The organism is Photobacterium sp. GB-36, from assembly GCF_003026135.1.
Classification (GTDB): Bacteria; Pseudomonadota; Gammaproteobacteria; order Enterobacterales; family Vibrionaceae; genus Photobacterium.
In genome coordinates this window covers 1-22,010 of sequence record NZ_PYNY01000024.1, presented here as the reverse complement: position 1 = coordinate 22,010, position 22,010 = coordinate 1, and the positions used below count along the sequence as shown (strand labels likewise).

Below are 22,010 nucleotides of genomic sequence, written 5' to 3'. Positions count from 1 at the left end.
AACAACAATCCTCTTAGCAGCATTAATTAGCGATAGAGATAGCGTCATTTAGCACCTCCGATTGTTTCGAAAACAATATCACTAATAATCACATTACCGTCATAAGGTAATACGACTTCTCTTTCTTCCTTAATTTGGACGATACTCTTCAAACCGACTTTTTGCGCACTAATATATCCATCGACCAGTAAAAGCCAGTCCTCTAGTTCTATATCGAGATCAAACAGTGTATAGCTTTGCGCAGCAGATAGAGGGAGAATGTTAGGATTTGTTTTTATTGCCTCAAACATTAACTCTAGCGCTTCATCTACCTCGTTTAGTTCAAACTCTTCCTCATCTTCACGGACATCCGTAACTTCGATACTGTCTAAATCTGAAGCTTTGACTTTTTTCCGCTCACCGCTAGCAAGAGCCCTTACAGCCAAATCAACTAAGTCATCAGCTTGAATGTCACTGTTAGTATTTCCGTAGGCTCGTACTTCTGTTTCCGACACCTGAGACAAACAATCAGGCAAGCATTCAATGGAATCTATGGATGGCGAAAAGGTTTTGTCATCTTGGAACTTAGCTGCAAAAACATCAATAATGCGATTAAGCTTGGAAGATTTCTTATCTCGCTGAAGCTTTGCCAACATTTCGACCATTTTTTTATTTGATACATTTAAGTCCCTTAATGCGATATCTATTTTAGATTTAAGTAACTTCAAAAGAATTCGCTCAAGGTGAGTGTCAGTTTGTACCCACTCTCTAAGCTTTTTCACACTTAAATGCTCAAAGATACTATTGATTCTACTGATCTCACGTTTACATCGACCGATTTGACGAATTTTGTCATCAACATCAGTAACCATGCTAAATTCATCTGCAACGATTCTATGAAAAGTAGACACGGTTTCAACCAAGGCGTCATTTATCTCGACTGTTATCTCTCGAACTTCATCTAAATAGTGTTGTTTTTTATCATCATTGAAGTCCTTAACTCGTCGGTAACTGCCAACGGCATAATCCAAGTTTTCAATCTGATTAGAAAACTCGCCATGACGTTCTCTGAATCTATAACGACTCGTTACCCTATCCAGTAAACGTTTAACAGACGAATGAATTTGGACTCCATGCTCATCATCTAAGTGATAGGCCAATTGATGTTTTGTAAGCGCTGCAATTACAGCTTTATTGCTTTCACTATGATGAAGTACTCCAGCTTGCTCATAGCAAGCCTCATCTACTACCTCAGTATGAGTACTTAGCGCTCGCACAGCTTCTTTTGACTCCACTTGTCGAGACATCTAAATTAACCCCATTTGAGTATCTAATTCATTTTCACCATCAGCTTCACTTTCCAACATCCCTTCATTAATAGCGATAAACTCCAAAGTCTCATAAAGCAATGACCATTTCGCTGTGGCGATAAAGAGAGAACCAGTTGATGATGGAGATACAAAGTATCCTTCTTGGACAAGATAATCTAAGATCGACCTCAGCTTCGTTTTACTCTCTTTGCTTTTATGGGCTCTTTTAAGCTTGTGTGCAATATGATCAAGCTGATTTTGAAGTGAGTTACTTTCCTCTATTGCTGCGAGCAACTCTGACTCCGAAAGCTTGCCACCAGCCATTATGGGTCTGGAGTCTGAGTCAATATTTCGGGCTAGTTTGAGCCAAGCGATTATCCCTTCCATCGTCTGCGAAAAAACTTCAAAGTCTTTGAGAACTTCGTTTTTCTTTCGAGTGTTATCGATGCTCTCATATCCACAGTAAAAACCTAGCCCGTCTTGTGTTTCGACTGTTGTCATGCTTATTCGAGACAGGTATTGGTTCATGTCACTTCGATTTCTCGTATCGGATAAATATGTGTATTCAATAGGAGATGCATATTCACAGATCACTTTTTTACTCATGAGTAATCGAAAAGCCGATTCAAACTTATTCATTCAACCACCTCCGTAGACTGATTTTGTTTCGACTCAGAAAGCAATGGATTGACTCTACTTCTACGTCCACCAATAAATGATTTAACCCCAACATTCTTCACTATGTGATTTTTAGTCGCGAAGTACTTGTAAGTGGCTGGATGCAGATCTGGCTGAGCAGTGAACAAGCAAATACCTTTTTGAGCCATCATGTCGAATAAAATAGCCAAATTAGAGATGGAGATTTTCCCTAATTCGTCTAACGGCCAGTGAATGGCAACGTCTTCATCCTGACACAAGAATCGAGTCATCCCACAGAAAACAACGATAATAGCCAGTTTGGAAATCCCTTCAGAGCCGACCTTTTCTAAATCTTCATCATTTCGAACCACTGCTGGGCGTCCATTCTCAACAATCGTGATCTCCATCTCGACCAAAGACTCTAGGTTTTTAGATATCTGAGCCTCTTTAAACGAAGCCAACAATTGCTTGAAAGAGACAAGAAACGCTTTGGAAGGTAGACCTCTTGATGTTTCGCCTGACCATCTATCCAATTCGACACTAAAGAGGTTGAGGTCTTTCCAAAGATCAAAAGTATGGATCTTGCTTGATAGTTTGATATGTATACTGTCGATAGCAGGGAAAGGATTGCCCGTTTCAATCGACTTATCCAGAGTGGTTGAAACTGAATCAACCTTACTATTCACCTGTTTAAGAGTTTGGTGATAGTTAGATATTTGAGTCGATATAGAACGAAGTGTCTCAATTTTAACGTCCCTAACATCAGGAATCACATTAAGAACAAGCTCTTCAAGGTCTCCCAAACAAGCAAGGGAAAATTGAGGACTATCGTAGTTGATAGCATAGTCATAATTTTCTGAAAGCTTCGTCATGGTTGCAGAGCGCATCTGTTCCCACATCATCTTTATTTCATTGTTGTTATCCAACGCTAGGATTGTGTTACTTACATCTTTTACTTTATTAACTATTTCTTTCTTCAACGTGTTAATCGCAGTGATTTTATCTGTCACTAGGCTCACTGCATGCTCAACAGAATGAAACTCCAAATCTACAGAGGCATCTTCTAAGCTAGCTAAATCTGATTCATCGACCGCTTTTTCCAGATTATTGGTACAAGTTGTAAGTTGCCCTATAGCCACCTTGACTTTACTGAGCTCTTCTTCATCCAACTTAATTGAAAACGATATTTCGTCAATTCTTCTATTTATCGACTTGTCATAATCGATTCTCTTCGCTTCATCTTCCATAATCTTTCGCTCTAAAACCAAAATTTCAGAATTATAGCTATCAATGTATTTCCATTCTGATTCTAGCCAAGTGCCATAATCGTGAATTAAAGCTTGAAATGTTTTTATTTCCTCACATTTGCGCTCGAGAGATTCCCACTTCGATTTGGCTCTTTCGATACTGACTGGATCAACCCCTTTACTGATCAAAGCTTGGTTGAACGCTAACTTGTAGTCACTAACTCTGTCTGAAGTTATCGTTTCTTTATTTTTAATGAGCTCATCAATAGCACTTTTTTTCGCGTCCTCTTCTGACAAGTGATAATCGAAGTTAGCTTTCACCTGAACACGATCATGTTGATGGCGCTTCTCTTCATTTTCAAATCTTTCTTTCAGCTCAGACTTGATTAAAAAAAGTTCAGACTCTAGTACACTTTTCTGTTTCTTAACTTCAGATGCACGACTTTCAGCATCATTTTCAAACAGGACTGTTTTTTGCTCTTTAAGGAGGTTGAGTTTGCTCAGTTCTTCCACAAAGACTTTTGTTCTTGTACTTTGAATTTTCATTTCTTTGTGAAGCTTATCTGCTTCTTGCTCATCACTTTTAGCTCTACTCTTCGCTTTGCCTTGCCGAACTTCTACTTCTTGCTCCTTGATTTTTAAAGTCTCTAGTCGCTCTGAAAGCTTCTCTTTACTGAGACAAAAATCAGGAAGTGCGATTGAATCCAGCTCTAAATGGAGACCAAAAATCGACTCAGTAGCTTCTGGATTAAAAAATGGTTTCAAGTTCTTCGTATTTAATAAACTAGGAGTGATTACTTTGCCTATATTACCATGCCAATCAGGCACTTTTTGATCTAAGTACTCGTTGAGCGATCCTTTTGCTGGCAATAATGCACGACTCACAGAAGCTATTTCATCTGAAATTTCTTTTAATTCACTAGTACAAGTGTGATAAGTAGAAAGACTGCTCTCGTGATTTTTTTCTGCCTGACGTAGCTGCTCATTCAAATGAATTACTGCATTGTGAGAAGCATTAAGTTTTTCACGCTTACTCTCAAGATCACTTTCCAGCCTACGTAATTCGCCTTTTTGTTCTGGTGTGAACTCTAAAGATTGCCCTTCTAGAATGGCGAGTCGGATTAGTTTTTGTCTTATCTTTTCAGATTGCTCATCAAACTCATCTTGGAACTTTTTCTTTTGAAGGTTAAAGTCACTCTGCATCGCCTCTAAACGGTCGCTCTTTTGCTCGAGTATCTCTTCCTTAGTTTTAAGTATTCTATTGATTTCTTGTTGCTTACGGGAGCGGAATTCAGCACATTCGAGTTCCAGTTTTTGTACTTGACTGTTAAACGCACTTTCTTCTGTTTCTACATTTTCCAGTAAGTTTTCGTAATGTTTCTTTGCGGATTCCGCTTCCTTCAGCAAGTCACTCAAACTATTGTAAAGCGTGATTTTCCCTAAAATATCATCCTCGTTCTCGTACTTGTCACGCTTATTGTAAATAGCATCAACTATTTTGGATTTCCTTTCAAACTCAGTCCGATGGATGCTTAACTCAGTATCGAGCTTTTGAAGTCTATCTTTCCTCTCATTGACCAACGAGCCGCACAGATCCTTCTGTGAACGAATCGTGTCTGACAACTGAATGTCATTTAATGCCAATTGACGCAGATGAGAAGCGATTTGAGCTCGATAAGAGTTTAATTGCTTAATGTACTCATCAAGGCTGTCTTTACTTGCAACTGCTTCATCGAACTTGCTCTTTTTAGTATCTAGTTGAACAAATACATCTAGGCTATTTGCTAGGTTAATATACTCTTTCTTATATGGAACATCGTCCATCGATGTATTGTTCAAAAAACAATCCACAATCATCGTCTTGAAACGACTCAACATTTTCTTATGGCGCATCATTGTCGCCGTCAAAATGTCGATATGATTCATATTATGGCTCGCAGAACACAACGAATACTCATGAGCGATTGCAACTAAGTTTTTACCCGCACGACTTCTTTGAGCTAAACGGTTTTTATTATTTAAAATAACTGCGCGGTAATCGACACTAGTTTCAATTTGCGAACTTACTAACATTGACTGAGACACAAGGTTTTTAAGCCATGTACGAGTTTCACTTCCCTGCTTAATTAGCTCGTCGTACAAATGTTGAGAAAACAACTGTTCAGCACTTCCGGTCAAAAATCGATAAGCGACACTAGAGCCATTTCGATACATTACAGAACACTTTTTCTCACCAAGTTTTTCATATTCAAACACGATGACAGATTTTGGAGTAGGCAAATAGTAATCAACAAAGGAAACTTTATCCGCTTGTCTATCCACCAGCTTACTCGGATCGGCTCCATAAAACGCTGGAAGTAAACTTAACAAAGTGGATTTACCAGCTCCATTATCACCCGTATTGTTGCTATGCCCGATAGCCTTGACCTTGAATAGTTTCCCAGGGATAAATGAGTGAAAAAGTACGATCTCTAGCAGTTTTGAGCTTTTTGTTTCAGATTTATTCATTTCTTTCATCACAGTGCGGTAGAGATATTCTCAACCCCTCGGTTAGTGAATGATCTACAACAAACTTACTGACTCGGCTGCCACTAAGTAAGTCCATTATTAGTGCTTCCAACTACCACCAGAGTTAACAGGCTGCGTTTAAGATAGAAATGCCTCAACACCCAAAAGAGCCAAGTGTGTCTTGTCTACTAGCGGTCAAAGAATCAACTAGTATCATATTACATTGGAATCAAATGATTCGTTAGAGTAAATTAGTACAGTTCATTTTGATAAGGGTAATCATTGTGCGTTGTGTCGAATCTCCGCAAACCAAACGACTAAGGCTGATTGATTTCTATCTCTGCTTCTTTGGGAAAGTGAATCGCTCCGACCTTATTCAGCACGGTGATATTGCCGTTGCAACAGCAAGCCGTTCTTTTAACGCATACAAAGAACGTTTTTCTGAAAATACGGTTTTCAACGAAAGCCTGCGAGCATATATGAGGTCAGCATCGTTTAGCCCAGCCTTTGAGCATGACCCAGAAGCTGCTCTGAGGTTAATCGCATGGGGCCAAGAGTTGAACTCTATTCCCGTAACAACTTATGGTGTAAGCAGCTTCGCAACAGTTTTGGATTCACTATCAATTGATATCGTCTCTCAAGTCACAAGGTCGATCCTGAACAAACAAAGTATCTCTGTCCTGTACAGTTCCTCAACTAGCACCGAGACTAGAACCCTGACTCCTCATTCTTTATTTAAAGGACTTGGAGCTTGGCACATCCGAGCATGGGACAGTAAAAGACGTAAATTCCTGTGTTTTAGAATCAGTCGAATTCTTAAGGCTGAGCAAACCGACAGCTTATACGACAAGACTATAGAGGACGATGCTCTTTGGAACCGAGATGTCGTTCTAAGTGTTGCACCGCACTCTAAGCATGAAAATAGAAATGACTTAGCTATTGATCTTGGTATGGAAGGTCAATACGTGCGAAACATTACCACTAACGAAGCACTAGCAGGATTCGTATTAAATGATCTTAATGTTGACTGTACACCTGATGCTTCTTTGCCGCCGCACGCCTTCAACTTGCAGTTGATGAATAGGCACGAGTTAGAGCATATTAACTCTATACAAGCTCTAGTGCCTGGCTTTATACAGAACAAAGATGAAAAGGCTTAAATTAAATAAACTCTAAACATATTGAGTTGTTTACGTAAACCAACAGCTGGTTTATTACAAATTCGCGGTTCGCAAAGTACGGTTCGGTTTTTACGAACTGAGTGATTACTCTAACAAAGAGGTGATATGAAGTTGTAATTTCCAACTTAGTTATCTGTGATCACCTGTTGAAGATAACGAATTACGTTCGTTAACTTATTGCTAAATTAAAAAGCGAACCCACAAGGTTCGCTTTTTTTATGAGTGGAATAAATATACAGCGTTATCGATATTGTTCGGGTGAACATTTATTAATTTACGTCTATCAATACCGATATGAGATAGCAGAAGCCTTTAATATAAAGTTATAATTCGTGGCGTTCCCTCACGATTTATGTACTAACCCATCCAATTAAAATTAATATTAAACCAACAATCCACTTTAAATTTACTCCTTGTAATACAGGAATAGAGGGAATAACCGTGGTATTTTGAATAGATGCCAATTTAAACTCCCAAGCTTTTTGAAATTCAGGATTGGTTACTATCTTATAAAGATCTCTTCTGCTTCTATATCTTATAATGAAAATAGCGTCCCACTCTTCCTCAGTAGCTGGTTGTGAAAAAGTAGTGAGTGGTTTTGATACGAGAACAGGATGGCAACCATGCTTAAATAAAAGAGGGAAAACAACTTTAGCGTAATTTCTATCTATACTTTCAAGTGCCCCCATATCCTTACTTTCTAGATCTTTTTTGTCCTTAATAAGGTTGAGCATGTAAAACGCTTTTCCATTGTCAGTTCTAGCAAACAAATCAACGGCATTGGGGTTAACCGTTGTTTTAGGTTGATCTTCTACACGTTGCCCACTTAATGCTTTATATAAATCTTTTCCTTCCTCTTCGGTAAGTGATGAAATCCACCACCCGTCATACCAGCAAGCAAAGCACAGAAATATAACGATCAGAATTGTATATAGTATCATTGGAGTTTAATCATTATGTTAGAGATTTTTAAATATTAGTACGAGACAATGAGCTATACCATCAATACTGAACAGATTGTACGTTTTATCAGCATTATATTCAGCCAGCTCACCATGTAAGGCTATTTTAGAATTCAAACAAATTAACGGCCTCTAGCAAACTTTGAGACAAAAACGGGTTAGGTAATTTGCTTTATTTAGGCTGGTAGTATTAAGAAAAATAAGGGTAACGGCTGCCATAAACAGGGCAAAATACACGGCTACACTTAAGCAAAAATACCGTGTTTTTGTCATCCGATATAATGGGCTTTGTTATGTGATTTTTATACTTTGACTTGGAAAAGACACCTCTAATACTAAACAATCCTCGTCGCAAACAAACGGACCATGTACTTCTCCGGGTGGACGACTTGCAAAATGCCCCGTTTCCAACCACTGATCAAATGCCATATCATAAAGCCTACCGGAGATGATAAATATTTCCTCTGGATAATCATGTGATTTACCACCAAACTCTTTTGTATCTGCGCCTGCTTTAAAACGAGTAAGTCGAGTGTAATCTCCTGATATTTCATCTATGGCAAGCGTTAATTGCTCAAGCATACCTGAACTACCTTCAATCGGTTCCCACTTGTTCTTATTTGATTCGGCTAATACATTCCAATATGTTGCTGTGCTTTTAGACATACTCAATTCCTTTATCTACATCAGTGTATTAATAAGCATTCTTACTTTTATACAAAAATATACGCATAAAATACCTTCATCATACTCGATATAATCTCTATATATTATGAGATTGATGGCGTTTTTTTACATCTAACGCTTTATGAGAGGATGAGGCAGATAAATAAACTAGCCACAATAGCTAACTCATGTTTAACAGAAATCATTTTCGGAAAAAAAATTAGCACATCATAAATAACTGCAGGAATGAAAAGTCACTTAACGTTGTGGTCAATATTTATTGTGTCGAACATGAGTGTTAGTAGCAGTAACGCACATTGTGTTCCCTGACAAAAAAGAGATGAAACTGAATTTGCTGCGGCTCATATTGAATTAAAAAACAATGTAAAAGTTTGCTTTATCGATCAAAGTTTTGAATTGTAATACACCCTACTACCACTGCCATTAGGTAATTAATCACAGTTTGTCATTTTTAATTTACGATACATTGTACATTGACAATTCCATTGATAGCCTTTTTTTCTCATATAATAAAGGGAAGTAACATTATGAGATATATCAGAATTATCGGTTGTGCTTTAGCAGTAATGCTTTTGTCTGGATGTGTATCTAAAAAAGCAATGGATATTCCATCTGACTTTTGGCAAACGGGAGGAGATAAAAATATCGCAGTTGCATTTGTCCAACCACCAGAAATGCAGGCGCATCGATCAGGTGCTGAAGGTTTACTTGATCTTGCTATCAACGAAATGGTGACTGATAGTGTTGAATCTCATATTCAATCACTAACGCATGATAAGTTTGAAGTAGGCAAGTCAAAAGTTGCGAAATTGATAGAGAATCGGGGAAGCCACAGCGTGATTATCCCAGAATATTATAAAGCGACTGACGAACATAAACTTCCAAAAGATGAACTTAAAAAAGGTTACTTCGATTACGATGTTTCTGTCGTGAAGGATCAGTATCAAGCAACACATCTACTTGTTATCCAAATCATGGCTGCGGGCACGCTGCGTGATTACTACGGCTTTATTCCTCTTTCAAAACCTCGTGGCTATGTGAATGCGGAGGTCACGCTGGTTGATCTGGGAAACAATAAGATCGTAATGGAGCATCGAATTTTAGAAGAAGTACTGTTACCAGAAGATGTTGATTGGGATGATTCAGATAATCAATACCCGGAAATTACGAAGGTTGTCAATCTGGCGTTGGAAAGAGCGGCAAATCGACTACCGGAACTATTGTAATAAAGTCATTGAAAAAAGAGCCTATTGGGTAAATGCCGTTCACATAAGTGTGAACGGCATTTTTTGATTCTTTCACATTATGCTTACGAGTAGACTTAACGCATTATTGGACAATTCTGAGTTAGCGCCTTTGCTATTTTAGCAATATACGAATAACTCTAGGTACTGGAAAATCGCGCGATAGAGGACTAATTTCGTAACATGGCTCGATATAGAGCCATCAAACAGATACATCGCGAATATATAGTTAGTTATTAATCAATCAAGACTAACGAGTCCAAAATCCCCTGCCCGCTATGTATTCCGCCCTCATTCTCACTGGCAGGCTTACTGCGTATTAAGTATCCAGCATAACCGTTATTTTCAGTAACAGGCTTACCTTGATAATGCGCAGTAAAAAGCCCCACTTCACTAACAAGGTCGCTAACTAAGGTTTGCTTGCCATCTCGAACGGCAATGGTTGGGGTGTCGCGTTCATGTGGGTACAAGCGCTGCATTAACGTCCACGCATTGTATTCTTCTGGCTTTAGTCGTTGCAAAATAGCACTAATATCCTCTCCAAATACGCAGTGACCGCCACCTTCCCCTTGGTTCTTCAATACCCACTCTTTTTTATTCGCACTCTGATAAAACCATTCAATACTTTCTGCGGTGATCGCCTTCATCTCTGCCAAAACGCTTTTCACTAAATGGGCTTCATTAAGGGACAATCCCCATTGAATATAAGCTTCGGCTGGCATTTGCGTTAATAGCATTTGCATAGATTTGCTCGTCGCTAATTGTTGACTGATGGTGGCATTCATCGCCACGTAATGCTTTTCAATAAACAAGCGAGTTTGGCTCAATGTGTGACAACAAATGTCTTCATCCAACTCTGGCGCGCAGTAATCTGAATATTGGTAACCCGCGCGTAAATACACGGTATCAATAGCGCCAACACCATCAAGGATTAAACGCTGGTTATCACCACTTGAAAGTTGAGTGCTCAATTGTTCGAATGTACGCCTAACGGTACGAACGCCCAACTTATGTAATGCCACCTCCAATAGGTGTTGGTCATACACATTGTCTTCTCCTTTTTGGACGATCATTAAGAATGTTGGCTTTTGATCAGGATTTTTGCTTACACCATTCTTGTCAGAATCAGCAAAATGAGCTTGAACCTTTTTTGCTGCTGTTGCGATGCCTAGGGCTAATTGTTCCAATCCTTGGTTATCGGCAGGTGTTGCTGAATCATCTTCTAGCCACTCTCGGTAAACCTCGTTCCATTGGTTTTCAACAAAACGATGCAGCTCGAAAGCACGTTGACCGAAAGGGCCCATTCCCGCCGCTATGCCATTAAATTCAATAACTTTCGCCCCGTATTGTCGGTCATCCATAAAATCTGTTCTCATTAATAACAGCGGCTGACGAGCAGGTTGCTTAGGGGCGGTTTTATCGCCATGAGCTTGTTGATGGAGCTCCATTAAGCGACCAAAGAACGGGTCGGCTTTCGCCATCTCACTCAATGAGGTTTGCAGAAAACGATGATCTTCAGAAACGTTGCTCACCAATTTAGCAATCAATGGCGTGACCTTACGTAGGTGGTCATACGTTGAACGTTCCATTGTCATCGGCGCAATACTAAAGGGAACATGCCTTGCGGTATTGTCAGCCTGACGAAATGCTACGCCGTGCATGATTTCCCACTCAAGGATGTCTTCAATCACTTGCTCAGATACAAATTGTGTTTGATCAGTATCATTAGATTCGATGTGCGTTGTGTGGTTTTTCATAATGTTCTTGCTCGTCATAATTAACTATTTATGCTGCACTGGCGGCGGTTAAACCAAGCGTGCTGTTTTGAGTGTCATGTTCTTCTTGCGCTTTTTGACTTAGGTACAAATCTCGATAGTCGCCATCTTGAGCAATCAGTTCTTGATGTGTGCCTCTTTGTACGACCTTGCCGCTGTTCATCATCAAAATCTGATCAGCGTTTTGAATGGTAGATAACCGGTGTGCCACAGCAATAACCGTTCTGCCGCCCTGGATATTATCAAGCGCCTGTTTAACCGCTTCTTCCGATTCACTGTCGATATTCGCCGTGGCTTCATCGAGTAGAAATATTTTCGGATCGTGGGAAATCGCCCGAGCTAACGCCAATAACTGCCTTTCCCCAACGGAAAGCGAGGCACCGCCATTACCTGGTTTGTGTTCAAAACCATCAGGTAGACGATGAATGAATCGGTCTGCTTGCACCAATTGGGCTGCATGAATCGCTCTCTCACGGCTTTTCGCCAATGTGTTTGCACTTGTTTTATCAATGGTAAGAACATCGTGAGATAAGTTAATGTTATCTTCAATTGAACCACTAAAGATGGTTGGATCTTGCGATACCAAGCCAAACAACTTACGCAATTGTGCTTCTGGAAGAGTTCGAAGCGATTGCCCGCCAATGAAAATGTCACCCTGCTGTTGTTGATAAAAACGCATTAACAGATTGATTACGGAGCTTTTCCCGCTTCCGGTATGGCCGACAATTGCGGTGAACTCACCACTTTTTGCTGTAAAGCTAACGTCTTTAAGCACGGGGTTATCTTCTTCGTACCCCATAGTGACATTGCGAAACTCAATATCGTGACTATCATTGAACTCTACCTCTGGCATCACTTGATGATGAACCTCAGACTCATCGTCTAGTAGCTCAAAAATACGTTTTGACGATACCGTAGCAACCTGCAATTTATGCAGTTCCATCGATAACTGTCGGAACGGGTCAAAGAATCGCTCAACATAGTTTAAGAAAGCGTATAAGGTGCCCACTTCCACAACGGTCGACATTGAAGCCCCTGCAAACCAGGCAACAATACCCGCTACGGTCAGCGTCCCAATCAAACGGGTCAATGGCAACAACATCAAACTATCAATGGCTACCGATTTGGTTCTGAAGTTAAACCAGCTTTGATTTTCTTTCTCAAACTTGGTTTGAAAGCGTTTCTGCTGGCGAAACGCTTGAATCAACGCCATTCCCTGTAACGACTCATTGATTTGGCCATTGATGTTGCTGACTTGAACTCGAATGCCATCAAATACTGGCGTTGAAATCTTGCGATATAGATGCATGGTCACAAGTAATATGGGGATCAACACCAAGCTTAATAACATCAAACGCCAGTCTAAAAACGCCATAGCAATAAAAGTGGCTAAAATACGTAAGGTTCCTTGAACCACGGTAGGTAGCGTCGACACGAACATATTTCGCAATGACTCAGTGTCGTTAGTAATGTAAGAGACCAGCTTCCCCGTCGGCAGCTTGTCGAATGTCGCAATGGGAAAGTTCAGCACATGGCGAAATAACTGCTCGCGCACATCTTTGACCACAAGCAATGCGCCGTGTTTAAAAGCGACCGCCTGAAAATACCCGAACACCGCAGCTAAAACGTAAAAAAACATAACCAGCCCAATCAAAAAGATAAGCTGTTGCCATTCAAATTGCTGAGGCACGATTACGTCATCAAGGACACTTTTTGCCAACCAAGGAATTGTCATTTCTGCACTGACCGCTAGCCCCAACATGACAAATGCAAAACCAAAACGAGCTTTGTGCGGCAATGCAAACGCTAACAAACGGCGATAAAGCGTATTATTTCCCATGGTAGATCTCCTTCAGAGCAGGATCGTTGTTAACGTTAAAAGTACTGCTTGAACGTGCATGCAATGCTTCTGCGCTCACCAACGGGCCTTTCTCCCCTAACTGACTTTGACGCTGATAAACCATGGAATACCAACCTTGGTTTGCCAATAATTGATGATGAGAACCGCGTTCCTCCACCTGACCATCGTTTAATACTAAGATTTGGTCAGCTTCAATAAGGTTGGTCAGGCGCTGGGTGACAAGCAGCATCGTTTTGTGAGAATAATACGATTTTAAATTTTGACGAACTTGCGCCTCTGTTTTTATATCTAATGCGCTGAAAGGATCATCTAACAACAAGATATCAGTGTCCGACAGGAGTGCTCTAGCAAGTGTTAATCGCTGCTTTTGACCCCCCGATAGATTCGTACCGCCTTCTCTAAGTCGGGTATCAAAACCCTCGGGCATCGCTTCAATTTCTGCTCGAATAGAAGCCATGTCTGCCACATGCTTTATTTCAGCCAACGACGCATTCGGTTTTGACAGGGCAATGTTCTCTGCGATCGTGCCGGAAAATAAATACGGCTTTTGAGGAACCCAAGCCATTTTGCTGCGCAAAGCATCAAAGGTGAGGCTGTCACTTTGCATGCCTGAAACATGAATACTGGATGGCTGCTCAAGTTTAAATTGACGCAAAGCCAGATGCAGAAGCGTACTTTTGCCACTGCCTGTTGGCCCAGTAATGCCCACTAATCCACCTGATGGCACTTCAAACTTTACGCTCTCCAAAACTCTTCGATTTGATTGCTCATAGCTAAATTCTCGGATATCAAATGACATACTTGAATCCGAATCTTTGGCTAATGTTAGATCCCCCTCAACCACTTCCGAGTGTTCCGCAAACAAATGCTCCAACCGACGCCAAGAGGTCTTACCCCGTTGAAAGACATTGAATTGCCAACCAAACTGCATAAATGGACCCAGCAGTTGACCAAGGTACAAAGTAAAAGTCGTAAAGAGACCGACAGTGATACTACCCTGTTCGATTAACCATGCGCCGTATCCAAGAGCGATCACAAACGACAATCCGTAAACCAATTGTATTGTTGGAGTGAACGCTGCATCGACTTTCGCTACAGTCAGATTGGCATCGACCGTTTGGTCTAAGGTTTGTCCAAAGCGTTGTTCTTGACGACCAGAAATACCGTGTGTACGAACCGCACGAATGCCCGATACCGTTTCACGCGTCTCTTCCGTTAAATCAGAAAATGCAGACTGTGCCTTTCCAAAAGCTTTATGTAGCTGCACTCCATAACGACGAGTGATCAGCACTAACAACGGAAAAGGAAGCAGCGCAATGGCGGTCAGTTCACCACTGACAACAAAAATCATCCCTAAAATGACGGTTATACCTGCGATGAAAGAGTCCACTAACGTCATAATTCCCATGCCCATAGTCTCTTCAACAGCGTTAAGATCATTGGTTGCATGCGCCATTAAATCACCAGCACTGCGGCGAGCATAAAAGGCAGGAGGAAGTTGTGAGAACTTTTGAAACAATTCACTGCGCATCACACGAGTAATCGCAATAGACGCCCCATATAACTTGCTTTGCCACACAAAGCGCAGACCATACATTGCCGCACCCGAAACAATGATTCCACCGACGTAGATAACTAGGTTGTGTGCATCTAATGTTCCTTGATTAATGCCGTCGACTACTCGACCGATCAGCCATGAAGGCACCAAATTGATCAAAGCAACCAACTGCAAAGCGATAAGGGCAATGAGATAGTGCCGGCCATACATTTTGATGTAGCCTTTTAATTTCCAAAGCATATTCATAATTGATTAGCTGGCTCTTTATTGTCTTGAAATTGCATCGAATATCTTTGCATTGATAACGCGGCATCAGCCCGAGAAGGCATTTCACAATTGATATGACGTTTTTGGGCTAAATACTCATCAAAGTTTTCTTCATTTCCTGCCTCTAGCTGTTTTTGCTCAAGTAAAGAGTTGTATGCCAGCATTTGTAATTGTGTCATTTCATCGTCAGAGAGCGTATCGCTCAAATATCCTTGTTGGTGCTCGTCTGAATAGCTTTTCATTAACGTTGTGAAGTTTAGGTTTTCTTGCTCCATAACCGCTAAAATCTGTGCTGAAGGCGTTAACTGGCTGGCATCAAACTTGGCTTGTTCACGCATCACGGCTTTCTCATAGTCATTAGTATTCTGCCCGCCATCCATGATGGTCGCCATTTTGACTAACAGGTTCATTAGTGGTTTCGCCAAATCCGTCAGTAGCACCTCACCATTCAAGGTAGGCAACATCAAATTCGGCTTTCTGCCCTGTGTCGCGACCAACTCTTGCCTTTGCATAATCAAGGTTCTTTCCTGCTTACTTATTTCAGGGCTAGGCGATAATGCGCTGTAAAGTAGAAATAGATCGATGAATTGACTTTGAAGTTCATCAATACCAAGCGGTAACAAAGGATTATTGTCCAAACTGCGTAATTCTATGTATTCCACCCCGTAATGACACATGGCCACCAATGGGCGCATTTGTGCATTGACAATTTTAGGACGTATGGAACCGTATAATTCATTTTCGAGTTGAAGAACCGAACCATTCAACTGCTGATGCTCTGCTAAGTATGAATATTGCACACTGGGTTGAGTTAATGCTTTGCATAGTCCGATCAGATAATCCTGTTTGCTATTAAAGCTGATCGGGAATCGAGATTGCTCACTACTTCCGTACCCTAAGTTACTTAAGCGCAACGATGTCGCCCAAGGTAAGTAATCTGTCGTGCTATCTAACTGCAGTAACTGATAAGGCTTATCTCGCAGATAGCTCTTGTCGGCTGCGGGTGAAGCACCAAACAAATATGGAATGATCCAACCATTGCGTAGAACATTGCGGATCAGATGAAAATATCGCTCAGAAATAAAATCTTCTAGCGGCAATTGACTTTCTGTATTTGCATGAAGCATCTGCCAGAAAGGTTTTGGTAACGAAAAATTGTAATGAATGCCTGAAATAAGCTGCATTCTTTTTCCATAACGGTTTGCTAAGCCTTCTCGATAACGCATCTTCGCCATACCCACATTGGATGTGCCATAATTTGCTATCGCAATATCACTATCTAAAGGTAGAGACGGAGGCATACTTGCCGCCCACATTGATTCACCTTCCGGCAAATGTGTAGCTACAAAGTGGTGTAACGAAGCCAATTTTTTAAATGTTTCCTTTCTACTGGTCACCGCAGGCGTCACTAGTTCCAACTGTGCTTCTGAAAAATCGGTCGTGATGTATGGGTGAGTCAGTGCGGAACCTAGCGATTTCGGATGGGGCCGGTGCGAAAGCTGAGCACTTGGTGTCACTCGAAGCATTTCACGCTCTATACCACGACGAACACCTTGCAGTGTATCTTGCACATCATCACTTGCTATAAATACCAACAGCGACTCATCAACCAGAGTCTCTATATCAATTGGGGTGGCTTTATTTTTCATTTGTCTTATTCAATAAAAGTGTTATTCACTCTGTGAAGACGCAATAAAACCAAAAAAGACGCAAAAATATTCGCTATTTTTATAATTAATTTTTGACGAAAATGTGGATGGGAAAGGCAAGGAAAAAACGCTGTTGTTAGGCAAGGTAATGAGGCTGTCACAAGTGCATCATAGTAAAAATCATGCAGTTGTACGCCCCAGTATTCAAGAAATCATCTAGAGTGTGGTCACCTGGGCTGATTGATGAACACCGTCATTCATCGCGCTTGTTTTGCAGAACTCTACGCACTTTGGATCAGGGTCAAAATCGACAATTCCCTCACCTCCTGCTTCGATGTTGCAGCAATCCATTAAGATCTCTTTTAGCTTTACGCGACCTCGTTGAATGCGACTCTTCGTTGCTGAAAGTGATAGCCCTAATTGTTCAGCAACAGCCTGCTGCGACAATCCATCAAGCTCTGCAAGAATCATCACTTGCCGGTATTTCTCGGGCAAGCAATCAAACATTGGACGTAAACACTGCGCCACCGCTTGCAGGTTAATGAGCTCTGCCGACATTTCTTCTGCCACTTGATTGTCAAGCAGCTCTTCGTGAATTTGTTGAGTCCGATAAAAATCCATAATCGTATTATGCGTAATGCGATACAACCAATTGTGGAGCTTATCTCTCGATTCTAGTTGTTCAATCTTTTGACTGGCCTTGATGTAAACGTCCTGCAAAATGTCATCAGCTAAATCAAGATCTCCCGTCTTTTTCACTATGTAACTTCTTAGTTGATCTTTGTGTATGAGCCACTCTGCTAACATAGCGTTTCCTCAATTATCGATACCTACTCACTATATTTCGATAATAATCGAAATATAGTGAGTAGGTAAAGCGCAAAGATCTAACAATTCAAGCAACCATTCCCTGTCACACTTAAGGCATCCCATGTCCGCGCAAATGAAAGCAACAAAATGAGCTACTTTTTCAGGCTTACGTTTCTTGTCGCCACGGTCACTCTCAATACCTCGCTAGTTTTAGGCGCAATATCTACTCCACTCAGCCCTGATAGTGATAGAATCTGCATATCAGAATTACCGAGAAACTCTATGTTTATCCATCACGTTAACGACATTGACTGGCTGGTGATCACAGCTTTTGAAGAATTCAAAACTATGTTTATCGAAGAAGCCGGTAAAATACCTTATTGCTTCTCTACCACCAGCGAATTAAGCCTGATTGATCAAGCCAAGCGGACTTATGGGTATTTGCCTGTACTCCGCGGTGTTATCACCGATACAGGTACATTTCAAAGCAAAGATAACGAAGAAGGTTTGAACCCACAACTTGCTTGCCTCGTTGAAGGACGCGGTCGAGTGTTCATCTATCACGGTGGCTTTGTCGCTTTTGTGGATGACGAGCAAACCTTTTTAACCCGAATAGACTGAAAATTGATCAGTAATTACTCATCGAAAAATTGGCATCCCTCCCCGCTCATCCGTCAGCATTTCATTTATTAACAGCAGCCTATAAATATTGCCCGATTAAATACAGCAAAAAGGCTAAGTGTTTTGCACTTAGCCTTTTTCATACGCTGAATAAGCGCTTTATTCTTCGAAACTAAAATCTACTTTCGAATTAACTACTTTGCCCATTCAATGCCAGTGCCATACGTTGATGAGTGCGGTAATTGGGAATCGAAATAAATTGATTCTGAATCGGTTTAGCGCGAGGGCTATCGTAACCGTAAATATCAGGACGTATCGCTAACTGACCATTCGGTGTTACCCATGCCGTTAAGTAAGCCACATCAAGATTCACATGTGTATCCAAGCCAATCTCACGGTGGTTGTTGGTATTAATCATATCGTCAACAGAAGGCAAGTTAGGCATATTTTGGTAAGACAAAATAAGTGTCGCCATTTTACGTGGTTGTTGTACACGCATACAGCCAGAGCTTAAATCACGATGACGACGATTAAACAATGGATACTCTGATTGCGCTTCATCATGCATATACACAGAGAATGAATCAGGCATCAAAAATGCAACTCGTCCAAGCGCATTTTCAGGGCCAGGATCTTGACGAAACTCATGAGTAAATGTTTTTGGATTTACCGTTGCCCAGTCAATAGAACTCGGTGGCACAACAGAGCGATCACTCCAGCTATTAATCACATCCATACGACTATTCGTTAAGAAATTAGGATTTGCTTTAGCCGATGGAATCGTATTCTGCACTTTAATGGTTTCAGGTACATACCAGTATGGGTTTATCACAACCGTATTAATGTATGACTGAAACAAATTGGTTGGACGTTTTGGCATCCCATCAATAATTTTCGACTCAAATACTGGCTTTTGATTATCGTATAGCGTCATTTTGTAATCAGGAATATTCACAATAATTTGTGGACCATCCCCTTCTAATTGGGCAAAACGCTCACGTTGTAAGTTTAATGCAGCAAGACGTACCAAACTTGAATAAGGGCGTGTTAATTGACTCATAACGTCAGGCCCGATAATGCCGTCCATCTTCAAGCCATAGTTTCCTTCAAAAGCTTTGATCGCTTGGTTAATCACACCAGTATTGGTAATTGTTGCTTGAGCCACAACTTGTTGATACTCAGGCTGAGTTAAATAACCCAGATTCCAAAGCACCGTTGCAACTTTGTCGCCATAAGGGATCGGCTCACCAATGCTAATAACCTTATCGAAGTGAACGACACTTGAATCCAGTGGGTTAGCTGGCAAACTTAATAAATGGTTAATCACCCCCATTGTTGGAACAAACTGCGAAGAAGGAATAAGAGAATTGATTTTTTGAACCGTTAATGGGAAATATTTCTGCGCCATTGTTAACGACAAAGGCGTTAATTTTACTGGCTGTGAATTGTATAACGGTCGAGGATCTTGCATTAACTGGTGCACATAATCCACGTACACCAAATAGGTATCCGTTAATAGTAAATCAAAGCCACGCTCATCTTGCCTTGTCTCTAATTTCTTCAACTCTTGTAGGCGCTGCTTCATACCAGGTAGTGTATCTGAATCTGCCAACGCTTGTAATTGCGGCATGATCGCACTGACAAGCGCAGGGTTTAACCAAAATGGCATGAAGTTATTATCAGCATATAGTGCATCTAAGATGTTATCGTTACACACTTTTACGGTTGATTGCGGACATAAAGACGTAGTGCTATTTATCTTAACACCATCTAACACATGCCAATCTAAATCTGGTTGCGCCACATTATTAGCAGCAAAAGCCGAGCCACAAGTCAATAAAGCCGAAACCGCCATTACCGAACCAATGAATGTATTTATTTTTTTTCGACTAAACTTCATCCAACATTCCTTAACTAAAACTAAGGAAGTAAAATTTTACCTCCTTAGCATTTAAATCATTCTCATTAAAAAGTGACAAAGATTTCAAAGTAACTAATAGTGAGTAATTTATGCTAAAAAACGATAAGTGGAAATAACACTTTCGGAATATTAAATTTTAACCTGAACTTTGTTCGATTGCGGTTGATAAAAAATGATGCAATAAAGATCATTAATTGTTTGTTTTGTTAAAATAAATTTCTCAAAAGTGCCAGTGAATCATTATTTACAAATAGTAAATAAAAGCGAAATAAATTGAACGATATTCGGTAATTTAAAACTAAATGCAAACCAATAATAGAAATGAACTGATTCTTTTTTTGTGCACATGAATGCCGCTAGTTATTCTAACTCATTTCTGCCCCATTATCATTCAGAGCAAATACTCATTAATATCGCATTAACGTGATTTTGGATTAGTTTTATTTACTGTATATATCAACAGTTATAATGAAACGTGGTGATTTTATCGCTTTAGTTCTGTTTTTAATAAGAAACATTTCTTGTTAAAAACAGAGGTGAAGCTATAACTAGTTGATAATTAGTTAATTTAATATTTCAGTTTGTATTTAATAAGACTGATTAAATACATTTCTTACTTTTTACACCCTCTTTTGAATCGGTAAATGTAAGAAATTGCTAGCAAGTTCATAATATGCAACGATTATATCGAGTATGGTAAAGGTATTTCATAAGTATATTTTTGCGCGAAAGTAAGAATGCTTATTAATATACTGTTATGTGTATAAGGATGTCATGCGTAAATTATTCATTATTTTCTCTATTATTTTATCACCGGTTGTACTCGCTCAAGATTTACATCTAAGCAATGAGGCTGAATTAAATGTCGCTTTAGGTATTCATAAAGCTTTAAAAGATGTTTCAAAAAGCGTAACTTCCTGCATTAAATCTGGAAAAGAACATCATGTATGCTTGTGCAATAATCGTAATGAAATTAATGACTTTAATAGCATAGTTAAATCAGCATTCAAGAAATATCCTGCTTGGATAAAAGTTAGAACACTAAACTTTCCTGTACCGGACTTTCCAAATGCGGTAATAAATCCTTCAGCTTTATTTGTAGAAGCTAATAAAAAATTGGATTGTGGTTAAATACACATAACAAGCAAATAAATCAGGACTAAAAACAGTTGGCTTTTACTCCTGCGTCGCTTATTTTAGCCAACAATTTTTAGCCCATTATTTGGGCGTTATCCCTACCTTTCCTAATACTTACCAGCCAGAATAGAGCTAAGTGCGTAACACGCTTTTGTCCGTGCGACCTGAAGTCGTATGAAGCGTTGTTCACCACGATAAGAGTGAACCATCTGTATCACCAGATGACCCTAGGATTCTGAATAAAGCAGCGAATCCGACAATGTAACGAAACTTGGTTGTTAGACCGAGTGGGAACTGAATCGTGAGAGGACGTTCTTCCTGATAACCACAAATCGGGTAAGTGCTAGGGTGTCAGTATGATGAACGTAAGTGAATCCACGTAAGGCGCGTTATACGATGAAGCAGCGGAAGTGGTTAATACGCTGTGGCCAAAATGGCAATGAGAGTCGGAAAGAGGTTGGACAATACTCTTTCGTGATCGATGTACTCTCCGCACTATAGTGGGCATCTAACCTGATATTTTTCGCGACATACGGAACAGGGTAAGCCTGTATCATTCCCTTTGGGAAAGCCTTAGTGGCCGATAGTGATGCAGGTATAGGAGGTCGGAAAAAGCGAAAGCTACATTGTAATGATGTAGATACAGACTCATGT

At 40.3% G+C, this 22,010-nt stretch carries 16 protein-coding genes; 4 read left to right on the top strand and 12 right to left on the bottom strand.

Annotation, left to right across the window (positions count from 1 at the left end; translation table 11 throughout):
• Positions 1 to 44: 44 nt before the first annotated feature.
• The 3 genes from C9J46_RS17410 to C9J46_RS17400 are packed head-to-tail and all read right to left on the bottom strand — an operon-like array spanning position 45 to position 5,683.
• Positions 45 to 1,286 carry a hypothetical protein gene (locus C9J46_RS17410; RefSeq protein ID WP_107291283.1) on the bottom strand — a complete coding sequence of 414 codons (1,242 nt, stop codon included), beginning with the start codon at positions 1,284 to 1,286 and terminating at the stop codon, positions 45 to 47.
• On the bottom strand, positions 1,287 to 1,928 hold the full coding sequence (locus tag C9J46_RS17405; protein WP_107261827.1) for a hypothetical protein: 642 nt from the start codon (positions 1,926 to 1,928) through the stop codon (positions 1,287 to 1,289).
• A complete protein-coding gene (locus C9J46_RS17400) occupies positions 1,925 to 5,683 on the bottom strand; it encodes an ATP-binding protein (protein WP_158259617.1) in 3,759 nt (1,252 codons plus the stop codon). Before C9J46_RS17400 ends, C9J46_RS17405 begins: the two co-directional genes overlap by 4 nt.
• 284 nt (positions 5,684 to 5,967) lie before the next feature.
• Between C9J46_RS17400 and C9J46_RS17395 the strand changes: the two genes are divergently transcribed.
• Positions 5,968 to 6,843 (top strand): WYL domain-containing protein, encoded by an 876-nt coding sequence (locus C9J46_RS17395; RefSeq protein WP_107261823.1) that lies wholly within the window; start codon positions 5,968 to 5,970, stop codon positions 6,841 to 6,843.
• 371 nt (positions 6,844 to 7,214) lie between these two features.
• Here the strand turns inward: C9J46_RS17395 and C9J46_RS17390 are convergent, their stop codons facing one another.
• Positions 7,215 to 7,805: a hypothetical protein gene (locus C9J46_RS17390; protein ID WP_107261821.1), complete on the bottom strand. Its 591-nt coding sequence runs from the start codon at positions 7,803 to 7,805 to the stop codon at positions 7,215 to 7,217.
• Between the two features lie 312 nt (positions 7,806 to 8,117).
• Positions 8,118 to 8,492, bottom strand: coding sequence for a cupin domain-containing protein (locus tag C9J46_RS17385; RefSeq protein WP_107246073.1), 375 nt, complete (start codon positions 8,490 to 8,492; stop codon positions 8,118 to 8,120).
• Between the two features lie 548 nt (positions 8,493 to 9,040).
• On the opposite strand from C9J46_RS17385, the gene C9J46_RS17380 reads away from it, so the two are divergent.
• The gene (locus C9J46_RS17380; protein ID WP_107208406.1) at positions 9,041 to 9,739 is read left to right on the top strand and encodes a cytidine deaminase; all 699 of its coding nucleotides are present in this window, start codon (positions 9,041 to 9,043) and stop codon (positions 9,737 to 9,739) included.
• Between the two features lie 254 nt (positions 9,740 to 9,993).
• Here the strand turns inward: C9J46_RS17380 and C9J46_RS17375 are convergent, their stop codons facing one another.
• The 5 genes from C9J46_RS17375 to sigZ all read right to left on the bottom strand — a co-directional run bounded on the left by C9J46_RS17375 (position 9,994) and on the right by sigZ (position 17,674).
• The gene (locus tag C9J46_RS17375) at positions 9,994 to 11,514 is read right to left on the bottom strand and encodes a glutathione synthase (RefSeq protein ID WP_107291281.1); all 1,521 of its coding nucleotides are present in this window, start codon (positions 11,512 to 11,514) and stop codon (positions 9,994 to 9,996) included.
• Between the two features lie 28 nt (positions 11,515 to 11,542).
• The gene (locus C9J46_RS17370; protein ID WP_107208404.1) at positions 11,543 to 13,372 is read right to left on the bottom strand and encodes an ABC transporter ATP-binding protein; all 1,830 of its coding nucleotides are present in this window, start codon (positions 13,370 to 13,372) and stop codon (positions 11,543 to 11,545) included.
• A complete protein-coding gene (locus tag C9J46_RS17365; RefSeq protein ID WP_107246077.1) occupies positions 13,362 to 15,197 on the bottom strand; it encodes an ABC transporter ATP-binding protein in 1,836 nt (611 codons plus the stop codon). Before C9J46_RS17365 ends, C9J46_RS17370 begins: the two co-directional genes overlap by 11 nt.
• Positions 15,194 to 16,867 carry a glutamate--cysteine ligase gene (gene gshA, locus C9J46_RS17360; RefSeq protein WP_107291280.1) on the bottom strand — a complete coding sequence of 558 codons (1,674 nt, stop codon included), beginning with the start codon at positions 16,865 to 16,867 and terminating at the stop codon, positions 15,194 to 15,196. Before gshA ends, C9J46_RS17365 begins: the two co-directional genes overlap by 4 nt.
• A 216-nt stretch (positions 16,868 to 17,083) precedes the next feature.
• Positions 17,084 to 17,674, bottom strand: a complete 591-nt coding sequence (sigZ, locus tag C9J46_RS17355; RefSeq protein ID WP_107208401.1) for an RNA polymerase sigma factor SigZ — start codon at positions 17,672 to 17,674, stop codon at positions 17,084 to 17,086.
• 285 nt (positions 17,675 to 17,959) lie between these two features.
• On the opposite strand from sigZ, the gene C9J46_RS17350 reads away from it, so the two are divergent.
• Complete coding sequence (locus C9J46_RS17350) at positions 17,960 to 18,298, top strand: cytosolic protein (RefSeq protein ID WP_107291279.1); 339 nt, start codon at positions 17,960 to 17,962, stop codon at positions 18,296 to 18,298.
• Positions 18,299 to 18,488: 190 nt separating this feature from the next.
• On the opposite strand, the gene C9J46_RS17345 is transcribed toward C9J46_RS17350, so the two are convergent.
• Positions 18,489 to 20,198 carry a L,D-transpeptidase family protein gene (locus C9J46_RS17345; RefSeq protein ID WP_107291278.1) on the bottom strand — a complete coding sequence of 570 codons (1,710 nt, stop codon included), beginning with the start codon at positions 20,196 to 20,198 and terminating at the stop codon, positions 18,489 to 18,491.
• A gap of 795 nt (positions 20,199 to 20,993) precedes the next feature.
• On the opposite strand from C9J46_RS17345, the gene C9J46_RS17340 reads away from it, so the two are divergent.
• Complete coding sequence (locus tag C9J46_RS17340) at positions 20,994 to 21,350, top strand: hypothetical protein (protein WP_107208398.1); 357 nt, start codon at positions 20,994 to 20,996, stop codon at positions 21,348 to 21,350.
• Positions 21,351 to 21,745: 395 nt separating this feature from the next.
• Here the strand turns inward: C9J46_RS17340 and C9J46_RS21840 are convergent.
• Positions 21,746 to 22,010 (bottom strand): hypothetical protein (locus C9J46_RS21840; RefSeq protein ID WP_233217800.1); only part of this gene is annotated, 265 nt, incomplete at its 5' end.

What these genes read in the sequence shown, in the direction of transcription:
- C9J46_RS17385 (WP_107246073.1), bottom strand. Translation starts at nt 8,492, where the DNA reads ATGTCTAAAAGCACAGCAACATATTGGAATGTATTAGCCGAATCAAAT.
- C9J46_RS17365 (WP_107246077.1), bottom strand. Translation starts at nt 15,197, where the DNA reads ATGAATATGCTTTGGAAATTAAAAGGCTACATCAAAATGTATGGCCGG.
- C9J46_RS17345 (WP_107291278.1), bottom strand. Translation starts at nt 20,198, where the DNA reads ATGAAGTTTAGTCGAAAAAAAATAAATACATTCATTGGTTCGGTAATG.
- C9J46_RS17405 (WP_107261827.1), bottom strand. Translation starts at nt 1,928, where the DNA reads ATGAATAAGTTTGAATCGGCTTTTCGATTACTCATGAGTAAAAAAGTG.
- C9J46_RS17400 (WP_158259617.1), bottom strand. Translation starts at nt 5,683, where the DNA reads ATGAATAAATCTGAAACAAAAAGCTCAAAACTGCTAGAGATCGTACTT.
- C9J46_RS17370 (WP_107208404.1), bottom strand. Translation starts at nt 13,372, where the DNA reads ATGGGAAATAATACGCTTTATCGCCGTTTGTTAGCGTTTGCATTGCCG.
- sigZ (WP_107208401.1), bottom strand. Translation starts at nt 17,674, where the DNA reads ATGTTAGCAGAGTGGCTCATACACAAAGATCAACTAAGAAGTTACATA.
- C9J46_RS17375 (WP_107291281.1), bottom strand. Translation starts at nt 11,514, where the DNA reads ATGAAAAACCACACAACGCACATCGAATCTAATGATACTGATCAAACA.
- C9J46_RS17390 (WP_107261821.1), bottom strand. Translation starts at nt 7,805, where the DNA reads ATGATACTATATACAATTCTGATCGTTATATTTCTGTGCTTTGCTTGC.
- C9J46_RS17350 (WP_107291279.1), top strand. Translation starts at nt 17,960, where the DNA reads ATGTTTATCCATCACGTTAACGACATTGACTGGCTGGTGATCACAGCT.
- C9J46_RS17410 (WP_107291283.1), bottom strand. Translation starts at nt 1,286, where the DNA reads ATGTCTCGACAAGTGGAGTCAAAAGAAGCTGTGCGAGCGCTAAGTACT.
- gshA (WP_107291280.1), bottom strand. Translation starts at nt 16,867, where the DNA reads ATGAAAAATAAAGCCACCCCAATTGATATAGAGACTCTGGTTGATGAG.
- C9J46_RS17380 (WP_107208406.1), top strand. Translation starts at nt 9,041, where the DNA reads ATGAGATATATCAGAATTATCGGTTGTGCTTTAGCAGTAATGCTTTTG.
- C9J46_RS17340 (WP_107208398.1), top strand. Translation starts at nt 20,994, where the DNA reads ATGCGTAAATTATTCATTATTTTCTCTATTATTTTATCACCGGTTGTA.